We start from the raw sequence: 9,352 nt of genomic DNA, 5'->3' as shown, positions 1-9,352 counted from the left end.
GCGCCCGCCACGGCGGCCCCGGCTCCCGCGCCCGCCGCGGCGCCGGCCCAGGCGCCCGCCGCGACCGCGGCCCCCGCCGCGCCCACCGTCATCATCCCGACCGAGCTCGACACCAAGGCGTGTATCGCCAAGCTGCGCAAGGGCGCCACCGCCAACGGCCTGACCCTGGCCGACTGGGACAAATACACCGCCAAGGCCAAGCTGCTGCCCACCACCGTGGCGTCGGCCCAGGGCCAGCCCGAGGGCCGCGAAAGCTGGTGGGACTACATCGCCAAGACCGTCGACGACGAGCGCGTGGCCGATGGCCGCGCGGTGCTCGCCAAGTACGGCAAGCAGCTGGGCGACATCAGCCAGCAGTACCAGGTCGACCCGGCCACGCTGGTCGCCATCTTCGGCATCGAGACCAACTACGGCCGCCAGGTCGGCAAGACCGACGTGCTCAATGCCTGGCTGACCCGCGCCTGCACCGAGAACAAGACGCTCTGGGAAAAGAACGCCTACGCCTCCGTGCGCCTGCTGCGCGACGGCGTGGTGCCGGCCGACAACTTCGTCGGCTCCTGGAGCGGCGCCTTCGGCATGACGCAGTTCATCCCCACCTCGTTCTACGAGCTGGCGGCCGACGGCGATGGCGACGGCAAGATCGATCTGTACAACTCGCTGCCCGACGCCCTGGCCTCGACCGCCAACCACCTGCGCAAGCGCCGCGCCAAATGGACCCATGGCCTGCCGGCGGTGGTGGAAGTGCGCGTGCCGGCCGACGTGGCCGCCGCCATTCCGCCCGCGCCCGACGCCGAATACGTCGGCTCGCAGGACCGCCGCACCATCGCGCAGTGGGCCCAGGCGGGCCTGAAGCAGGGCGACGGCTCCGCGCTCAAGCTGGCCAGCGGCAACGACCAGCAGGCCTACCTGTTCGCGCCCACCGGCGCCAAGGGCCCGGTGTTCCTGGCCACCGTCAATTTCGACGCGATCCTGCACTACAACCAGTCGCGCCGCTACGGGCTGGCGGTGTCGCTGCTGCTGAACCGCCTGCAGGGCGGCCCGGCGCTGGCCACGGCCTGGCCGACGGACGACCCCGGCCTGTCGCGCGCGCAGATCAAGGAAGTGCAGGAGATGCTCAACGCCCGCGGCTATGACGTCGGCACCGCCGACGGCATTCCCGGCGCCAAGACCCGCGACGCGGTGCGCGCCGAACAGGAAAAGCGCAACCTGCCGCAGGACGGCCGCGTCGGCAAGCGCATCTACGACGCGCTCAAGGCCAAATGAGCGCCGCCGATCCCGCGCAAGCCATTGGCGTTGACGGGGTGGTGGTCTCGGGCACCCAGGGCTACGGCGAGAACGCCGCGGCCCTGGCCGAGCAGTACGAGAGCATCGCCTTCGCCGACGTCCATCGCGACGTGGCGCACCTGATCCCGTCCACGCCGTCGCGCATCGCCGACATCGGCGCCGGTTCGGGCCGCGACGCCGCCGCGCTGGCCCGCATGGGCCACCAGGTGGTGGCGGCCGAGCCCACGCCCGAGCTGCGGCGCGAGGGCCAGCGGCGCCACGCGCTGCCCAATCTGGAGTGGGTCGACGATGCCCTGCCGGACCTGGACGGCCTGCGGGGACGCGCGTTCGACGTCATCATGCTGACCGCCGTGTGGATGCACCTGGACGCGGACGAGCGTGCCCGCGGCATGGCGGCGCTGGCGGCCCTGCTGGCGCCCGGCGGCCAGATCCTGATGTCGCTGCGCCACGGTCCGGTGCCGCCGGGCCGGCGCATGTTCGACGTGTCGGCCGACGAGACCATCGCGCTGGCGGCCGGCCATGGCCTGTCGGCGCATCACTGCGTCACGCGCGAAGACATGCTGGACCGCGCCGACGTGCACTGGAGCTTCCTGGGCCTGCGGCGCGGCTAGGGTGATGATGCCCCGATGGCGGGGGGCGGGCGGATACCGTCAGGTGTCCACGCTGCGGAAGGTGGATAGTGACGGGGCTCACCGCTCGGTATGATGCAAGGCACCCCTTTCGCTGGCTGCCGCCTGCCATGATGCCGTCCGCCCTGTTGCCCGAATCCTTCGTCACCCAGCGCCTGCGCGCCGAGCGGATGTTGCCGACCCACCTGCCTTTCATCATTGGCATGCACGCCGATGCCGACCTGATGGCGACCATGGGCGGCACCCGCGACGCCGCCGCCAGCCGCCGCTACGTCGAGCACAACATGCTGCACTGGGCCGAGCACGGCTACGGCATGTACGTGCTGACCGAGCGCGACAGCGGCGCGCTGGCGGGCCGCGCCGGGCTCAAGCTGGCGCTGGCGGGAAAGATCGAACGGGTCGAGGTGGCCTATGCCTTTCCGCCCGCCTGTTGGGGCCGGGGCTACGCCTCGGAGATCACCCGCGCGCTGCTGACGCTGGGCTTCGAGCGCCTGCCGGTGGACGTCTTGAGCGCCGTGGCGGTGCAGCACAACGCCGCGTCGATGCGGGTGATGGAAAAGTGCGGCATGCGCTGGATCGAAACCACCGGCGAAGGCGAGGCGCGCAAGCTGCGCTACGAAATCCGGCGCCAGCAATGGCGCGCGCTGGCGGACGCCGATCAGCGCTAACATGCGGGGATGAGTTCCCCGACTGCCCCGAACACCCCGTCGCCTGTCGACGACGATCCGCCGCCCGTACCGCCCGAGGCCCCCGCGCCCGAGGAATGCTGCAACAGCGGCTGTATCCCCTGCGTTTACGACACCTACAACGAAGCCATGGACGAATACCGCGCCGCGCTCAAGGCCTGGCGCGCGCGCCATGGCGAGGCGGGATAGCGGGCGGGGGCTGGCTCGGCGGTTCGCATTGCCGCGGGAACGGGATACGCGCGCAACCTGCGGCCCCGTTTGTCAGAAATCCACGCTGACCGCCAGCTTGACGGTGCGCGGCGTGCCGACCGAGGTGGAGCCATACCAGGCGCCTGACCAGTAGTGCTTGTCCAGCGCATTCTCCACGCTTGCGCGGAAAACCACGTTGTGGGCGGCGAGGCGGGTGGCATAGCGGGCGGCCAGATCGAGCCGTGTCCAGGCGGGTAGTTTCTGCGTGTTGGCGCTGTCCGCGTATTGCTGGCCGGTGTAAATGGCGGCGGCCCGCAGGGTCAGGCCTGGCAATGACGGCATGTCCCATTCCGCGCCCAGGTTGAACAGCCAGCTCGGAACGCCGATGGCCGTCTTGCCATCCAGCAGGCCGGTGCTGCTCTTGGTGTTGATGGCCTTGAGGTAAGTCGCGCCGCCCAGCAGGCGCAGTCCTGCCGCCGCCTCGCCGGCAATGCTCCATTCAATGCCGCGGTTGCGTTGTTCGCCGTCGGGGGCGTATCGGTTGCTGTCGCCGTTCTTGATGAGACTGGGGCGCGTGATCTGGAAGACGGCAAGGGTATTGAGCAGTGTGCCGGCATCCCATTTGGCGCCCACCTCCATCTGTTTGCTCTGGTACGGCGGGAAGACCTCGCCAAAATTGGCGGCGGTGACGTCGGTGACCCGGTCTCCCTGTGACAGGCCTTCGATGTAGTTGGCGTAGACGGAGACCGGCGCGGTCCATGGCTTGATGACCACGCCCATGGCGGGTGTCAGGGCGTGTTCGTCGTAGCGGGTGGTCACGGCGCCCGAGGGCGTATAGTTCTTCGTCCGCACGCGCTGTTGCCGCACGCCCAGCGTCAACAGGTATTCCTCCTTCAGGAACGAAATCGTGTCGGCCAGGGCGATGCTGCTCAGGGTGCTGTCGGACGACTTCGGCAGTGCGGCGGGTCCCGCGGTCAGCGTTGGTGGGGTGGGCGCATAGATGTTCGAGGCCCACATCGTCACGGGCCCCTGGACCGCGCCACCCGTCTGTCGAATGGCGTTGCCGCTCAGGGTGATCTCGTGTCCGACCGGCCCGGTGCGCAGACGACCGCGAATGCCGCCATCGGCCGCATTGGCATTGGAGAAACTCCTCGTGTTCTTGGCCATGCCGATGTAGGCGCCCGAGGGCTGCGCGTTTCTGCCCAGGGCGTTGTTCATGTAGCCGGAACTGCCTTGACGCTTGGTGCCGACCGACGCGAACCCCATCCATTGATCGTTGAAGTCGAACTCGGCCGAGGCGATGAGCGCCTTGCTGTGCTCCGAGGCTCGCGCGCCGGGCAGGGGGTTGAGCTTGGGATCCGGGGCGTCGGGAATCTGGCCGCTGGCAAACGTGGTGAAGAGCGGCATGCCGCCGCGCGTCCTGCCTTCGATGCTGTAGGCGTCCAGCGCGACGCGCAGGCGTTCGCCGCGATAGTCGAACGCCAGCGAGCCCAATTCCTTGTTCTTCGATTGGTCATCCAGGGTGGTGCGGCCATCGGACTTGACGGCATTGACGCGAATGCCGAACGCGTCGTCGCGTCCGAAGCGCCGCCCCATGTCCAGGTGCGCGCCCAGCTCCGAGTCCGAGGAAAACTTGGCCGTCAGGCGTGTCAGCGGCGTGTCGCCGGCCCGTTTGGGCACCAGGTTGATGACCCCGCCAACGGAACCGCCGGGCGTCATGCCATACAGCAGCGCGCCCGGGCCCTTGAGCACCTCGATGCGTTCAAGGAGTTCCGTTGCCACCTGGAAGCCCGGCGTCAGGCCGAACAGGCCATTCCAGGCGAAGTCGGTGCTGGGCATGTAGAACCCGCGCACGTTGAAGAACTCCGTCGGCCCCGCTTCGGGGAACGTCTGCCGCACCGACGCATCCGCGTGCAGCACTTGCGCCACCGTCTCGGCCTGCCAGTCCTCGATCATGCGCGATGTGTAGCTGGTGGTGCTGAACGGCGTTTCCATCACGTCCTTGTTGCCCAGCAGGCCGACGCGGCCTCCACGGGCCACCAGGTCGCCCGCATAGGGGGCGGGCAGCGCACGAGCCCGGGATTCAGGGGCGCCCGTCACGCGCACCGTGGGCAGCGTGCTGATGGCCGCGCCGTCCGCCGGGGGCGCCTGGCGTAGCGCATAACTGCCATCCGCCTGCCGCACCGCGGCCAGCCCTTGTCCCCGCAGCAGCGCGGCGAAACCCTGTTCGATCGTCATGGTCGCGGACAGGCCCGTGGCATGCTTGTGCTGTGTCAATGCCCCTGGCGCCGAGAGCAGCACGCCGGCCTCTTGCGCGAAACGGGTCAGGGCGGTGTTGAGCGGTCCGGCGGGAATGTCGTAGCGCCGCGCCGGGGCGGTGGCCGGCTGCGCCTGCGCGGTCGGCGTCCAGCTTGCCGTGGCGAGCGTCATGCCCGCGACGGCCAGGTTCAGCGCCAGCGCCACTGAGCGCAGCGCGTGAGGGGGGCAATGGGGCGCGGCGTTCGCGAGGACGTGCGTTCGGGCGGAATGCGGGGGGAAGGCGGGACGGGGCATCAATCGATCTTTCCAAAGGTTCTTCGAGCGGCGAGACGATCGGCGGCGGGCGCAGGGTGGCGGGCGTGTCCGGCCGAGGCCGTGCCGCCAGGGCGGAGTCGACGCCCGTCCAGCCGTAGTCTCTCGCTGTCTAAATCGAATGGGAGACGCAAAAGGGGAACCCGTCCTTGTCCTACAAATGGGGCAAGGCCACTTGCGTGGTCACCCACTGGCGATGGTCAGTGGCGCTGCGGGAGAGGGGCTTTCAGGCGGCCTGGCTCACGGTCTCGACGTGGGCCAGGGGGCCTGGTGCGCCGGCGTTTGCAACCAGCGCTGCCAAGCGAGCCGGGGGGCGAGGAATCGGGATTCACGGTGAAGCCAGCCGATTCAGCCGGCTAGTCCAGCCTCTATCAACGCGCATTGCAGCATGGCCTGGGCGATGTATTTCTTGACCATGCGTTCCGAGACGTCCAGCTCGGCCGCGATGGCGCGGTAGGGCGCGCCGTCCACCTGCGCCATGATGAACGCCGTCGCCGCCTTCCGGGACAGCCGGCCGAGCATGGCGCCGATTTCCAGCAGCGTCTCGATGATGATGGCTTGATGCTCGGGCGATGGCGCCATGGGTTCGGGCCGCGCAGCCAGCGTTTGCCGCCACGCCTGTTCGATCTCGCGACGGCGCCAGAGGTCCACGCACAGGCCGCCGGCGGCGGTGCGCAGGTAGGCGCGCGCCTGGCAGACGTTGCTGAAGTCACGGCTCACCGGCTTGGCCAACAGCCGGACGAACGTGTCGTGGGCCAGGTCCGCCGCGTCGGCGGCGTTGCCCAGGCGGTGGTGCAGCCAGCGCTGCAGCCAGCCGTGATGGTCGCAATAGAGCGTTTCCAGCGAAGGAGGGGATGAGTAGGCCAGGACGCTCATGCAGAAATCACCGTGCCGCGGGTGACCGTAGGATCACGGTTTGTCCACCCTTGAAGAATGATTTTTATTATCGGGCTGGCGCAGTCCTTCCAGGCCCAATGACGGCCTGAAGTAGTCTTGTTTTGATGCCGGATGGCAGGCGTTTATTCCGCCGCTCGACGAGACTTCAGCGACTCTCAGATGATGGATCCGGCGTTGGCCACTGCCGGGCCGCATGCAGCACACGCAGCATGCGCACGAGATCGTTCGTCACGTCGTAGATCAATAGATAGTTCGGGTGCGCCACCAGCTCCCGGGTGCCCGCGACACGGCCGGGACGACCCAGGCCGGGATGATCGATCAGGCGTCCCGCCTTCTCTTCAAGAAGTTCATCAAGCATCAGCGCCACAACGGGGTTGTCGGCCTCGATGAAATCGTAGATCGCTTCCCGGTCCTGGATCGCTTCGGGCGTCCAGCGCAGCGCCCTCACTTGGGTGTTTCAAGCCGGCGACGGGTCGCGGCGCGACGGGCTGCGAATTTGGTTTCGACCTCGGCGGCCGGCACCAGGCGGCCGGCGTTGGCGGAATCCAGGCCCGCTTGCACCTGGCGGCGGAACCAGGCGTCATGCTGGGCCGCTTCCTGTTGTTGCTGGACGTACTCCCGCATGAAGTCGCGCAGAAGCTGCGCGCCGGTGCGGTCTCGGGCCTTGGCGGCCATGGCGAACTCGTTTTTCAAGGCTTCATCCACCCGAAAGGTAAAGGTAGCGTCGCTCATGGTGCGGTTCTCATGTGTTACACGATAAGTGCAGCGTAACATGCCCGTCCCATGGCGCTTGCTGGGATCATTCGCCACGCCAGCGAGGAAAGCAACAGGGGACGCGGTCAATTGGGTGATATATCGAGCACGCACATCGGACCGGTGCCCGTGCCGGCGGCGCGACCGCCTCAGCCCGCCAGCTTCATATGGATGATCGGCCGCGGCCGCCCCGCGGCGTCGGTTTCCGAGCGGCCCACGTCCACGAAGCCGTAGTGCTTGTAGAAGCCATGGGCCTGCGGGTTCTGTTCGTTGACGTCGACCCGCAGGCTGCCGTGCAGCGACAGCGCGAAATTCAGCAGGCGGCGTCCGGCGCCCTTGCCGCGCTTGTTGGCATCCACGAACAGCATTTCGACCTTGTTGTCGTTCAGGCCCATGAAGCCGGCGACCTCGCCGGCATCGTCCTCACAGACCCAGACGCGCACCGACGGCAGGTAGGTGTTGAGCACCTGCGGGTACATGGCCTGGATTTCCTTTTCGGTCAGGAACGTATGGGTGGCGCGCACCGACCGGAGCCAGATATCCACCAGGGCGAGGTCGTCGCCGTGGTTGCGTTCTCGGATGTTCATGTCAGGAAGGGGCGTCAGTGTCCGGCGCGGTGGATGTCGGTCGCCGCCAGGACGGTTTCCATTTGCACAGTATGCGCGAAAACGAAGCGGTCCCCGTACACGGTTTCATCCGGAAACTCGGAGATCAGCGCCATCGGCAGCTCTTCGCGGTCGGTTTCCGTGACCTGCACGGGGATGCCGTTCAGCACATCGAATCCGGTTTCGAGCGCGTGCGCGTGGAATAGTTCAAGCTGGCGCGCGTTGAATTCGACCAGGCCGGGCACGTTGCGGGCCAGCCGCGCCGTCACGCCCTCGATCAGGCGGCGGGCGCGCTCGCTCCAGCCCGGATGGTGGCGCAGCACCAGGAAGAAGCCCTTGGGGATGGTCCACAGCTCGAAATTGCGCGGCAGGTAGCCCGACAGGGGGCGGGTCCACTCGTGGGCCGGGTAGCCGTGCAGATTGATGTGCAGCTGCGCGCCGCTGATGGCGTGCGCCTGGTGGCGGCCCTCGCGTTCGAAGAACGGCGCGTGTTCGCGGTAGGCGATGTCATCGCCCAGCGCGCTGTAGCGCGAGGCGTGCAGCATGTGGCGCGGATGCTGTTCGCGCAGGCGGTTGAAAAGCGCGTAGCCGTCCGGGTTCTCGGAGGCGATCAGCGCGAAGTGGGCGTCGCCGCGCGCCTTCAGTGCCTGCGCCGCGCGCAGCGCGCCGACCACGCCGGAGGTTTCGTTGGCGTGCTGCGCGCCCGAGATGAAGACCGCCGGGCCGGTGCCGCGCAGGTAGGTGCCCAGCACCGGGCGGCCCTGGCGCGAGACGGCCTGGAAGGCGTCGCCGCCCAGCGCGGCCATGCAGCCGGCGATCTGCGCGGCCGCCAGCGGCTGGCGCAATTCGGCCAGCGGCGCGTCGAGCGCCGCGGGCGTCACGGGCGCCGGCGGCGCGAAGGGCTCCAGCGTCACCAGCACGCGCGCCGCGCCGTCGTGGCGGCGGACGTCCGGAATGATCTGGCCGGGTTGCAGGCCGCGGTCGCCGGACGGGCGGCCGGAGTGATGCTGGAAGTGTTCCAGCAGCGTGAAGTACAGGTCCTCGTGCAGCGCCTCGAAGGTGCTGACGATTTCCTCGTCGACCGGCAGCGCGAAGTCCATGCCGGGCAGGTCCACGCGGATTTCCAGGCGGTCGAAGTACGGTTCGTGCGCGCCCCAGGGATGGTTGCGCACCGTGTCGACGATGCTGCGGAAGGCCTGCTGGTATTCGGTGACCTGGGCCGCGTCGGTCTGCACGGCGCCGTTGGCGTCGCGCACGCGCAGCCAGCCGGTGGGCGACAGCTCGGGCGTGCCGTCCTGCGCCTGGCCGAGCTGGTTGGGGGCGAACACGCGCGCCTCGCGGCGGCTGCCGTCGGCGTAGGCCAGGGCCACGTCGTAGTGCAGGTCGGACGCGCCCGGCTTCATCGTCACGCGCACGCCCGGCAGCAGCGCCACCAGCGGATAGGCCTCGAGCGTGAAGCGCTTGGCCTGGGCGTGCTCATGCAGCGGGTAGCGCAGCTCGACCGCCGTCAGGCCATCGCGCTCGACCTCTTCCAGGAAGTAGTGCAGCAGCGGCTTGTAGGCGCTGCGAAAACGCGCCGTCACGCCGGCCTGCGCCAGCCGCGCCTCGGCCTCGCGGCGCGCGTCGACGCCCTCGAACAGCCAGCCTTCCACCGCCGCGCCGCGCCAGGCGGGGGCCTTGTAGGCGTGGATCCAGGCGTCCAGGGTGCGGTCGAATGTCTTTTCCAGCAGTGCCATGA

The 9,352-nt window shown here is 68.7% G+C and carries 10 protein-coding genes; 4 read left to right on the top strand and 6 right to left on the bottom strand.

The features are described 5' to 3' along the window. The 4 genes from AOZ53_RS12285 to AOZ53_RS33395 form a co-directional block, all read left to right on the top strand. The coding region (locus AOZ53_RS12285) for a lytic murein transglycosylase (RefSeq protein WP_054460491.1) at positions 1–1,263 on the top strand (1,263 nt) is incomplete at its 5' end. After that, on the top strand, positions 1,260–1,895 hold the full coding sequence (locus tag AOZ53_RS12280; protein ID WP_054487951.1) for a class I SAM-dependent methyltransferase: 636 nt from the start codon (positions 1,260–1,262) through the stop codon (positions 1,893–1,895). The genes AOZ53_RS12285 and AOZ53_RS12280, both read left to right, overlap by 4 nt. A gap of 128 nt (positions 1,896–2,023) precedes the next feature. Next, positions 2,024–2,581, top strand: coding sequence for a GNAT family N-acetyltransferase (locus AOZ53_RS12275; protein ID WP_231690605.1), 558 nt, complete (start codon positions 2,024–2,026; stop codon positions 2,579–2,581). A gap of 9 nt (positions 2,582–2,590) precedes the next feature. Beyond that, positions 2,591–2,788, top strand: coding sequence for an oxidoreductase-like domain-containing protein (locus AOZ53_RS33395; protein WP_082385612.1), 198 nt, complete (start codon positions 2,591–2,593; stop codon positions 2,786–2,788). 72 nt (positions 2,789–2,860) lie between these two features. Here the strand turns inward: AOZ53_RS33395 and AOZ53_RS12270 are convergent, their stop codons facing one another. The 6 genes from AOZ53_RS12270 to AOZ53_RS12245 form a co-directional block, all read right to left on the bottom strand. Then, complete coding sequence (locus tag AOZ53_RS12270; RefSeq protein WP_054487949.1) at positions 2,861–5,251, bottom strand: TonB-dependent receptor; 2,391 nt, start codon at positions 5,249–5,251, stop codon at positions 2,861–2,863. Between the two features lie 456 nt (positions 5,252–5,707). Then, entirely contained in the window at positions 5,708–6,235 is a 528-nt protein-coding gene (locus tag AOZ53_RS12265; RefSeq protein ID WP_054487948.1) for a sigma-70 family RNA polymerase sigma factor, read from the bottom strand. A 166-nt stretch (positions 6,236–6,401) separates the two neighbouring features. Continuing rightward, entirely contained in the window at positions 6,402–6,704 is a 303-nt protein-coding gene (locus AOZ53_RS12260) for a type II toxin-antitoxin system RelE/ParE family toxin (protein ID WP_054487946.1), read from the bottom strand. After that, positions 6,701–6,988: a CopG family ribbon-helix-helix protein gene (locus tag AOZ53_RS12255; RefSeq protein WP_054430290.1), complete on the bottom strand. Its 288-nt coding sequence runs from the start codon at positions 6,986–6,988 to the stop codon at positions 6,701–6,703. Before AOZ53_RS12255 ends, AOZ53_RS12260 begins: the two co-directional genes overlap by 4 nt. A 170-nt stretch (positions 6,989–7,158) precedes the next feature. Further along, positions 7,159–7,596, bottom strand: coding sequence for an acetyltransferase (locus AOZ53_RS12250; RefSeq protein WP_006396127.1), 438 nt, complete (start codon positions 7,594–7,596; stop codon positions 7,159–7,161). Between the two features lie 14 nt (positions 7,597–7,610). Beyond that, positions 7,611–9,350, bottom strand: coding sequence for a M14 family metallopeptidase (locus AOZ53_RS12245; protein WP_054487944.1), 1,740 nt, complete (start codon positions 9,348–9,350; stop codon positions 7,611–7,613). Positions 9,351–9,352 lie beyond the last annotated feature (2 nt).

Origin of the sequence: Achromobacter sp. 2789STDY5608621, from assembly GCF_001299375.1 — a bacterium.
Classification (GTDB): domain Bacteria; phylum Pseudomonadota; class Gammaproteobacteria; order Burkholderiales; family Burkholderiaceae_B; genus Achromobacter; species Achromobacter insuavis.
This window is presented reverse-complemented; position numbering and strand designations above follow the sequence as displayed.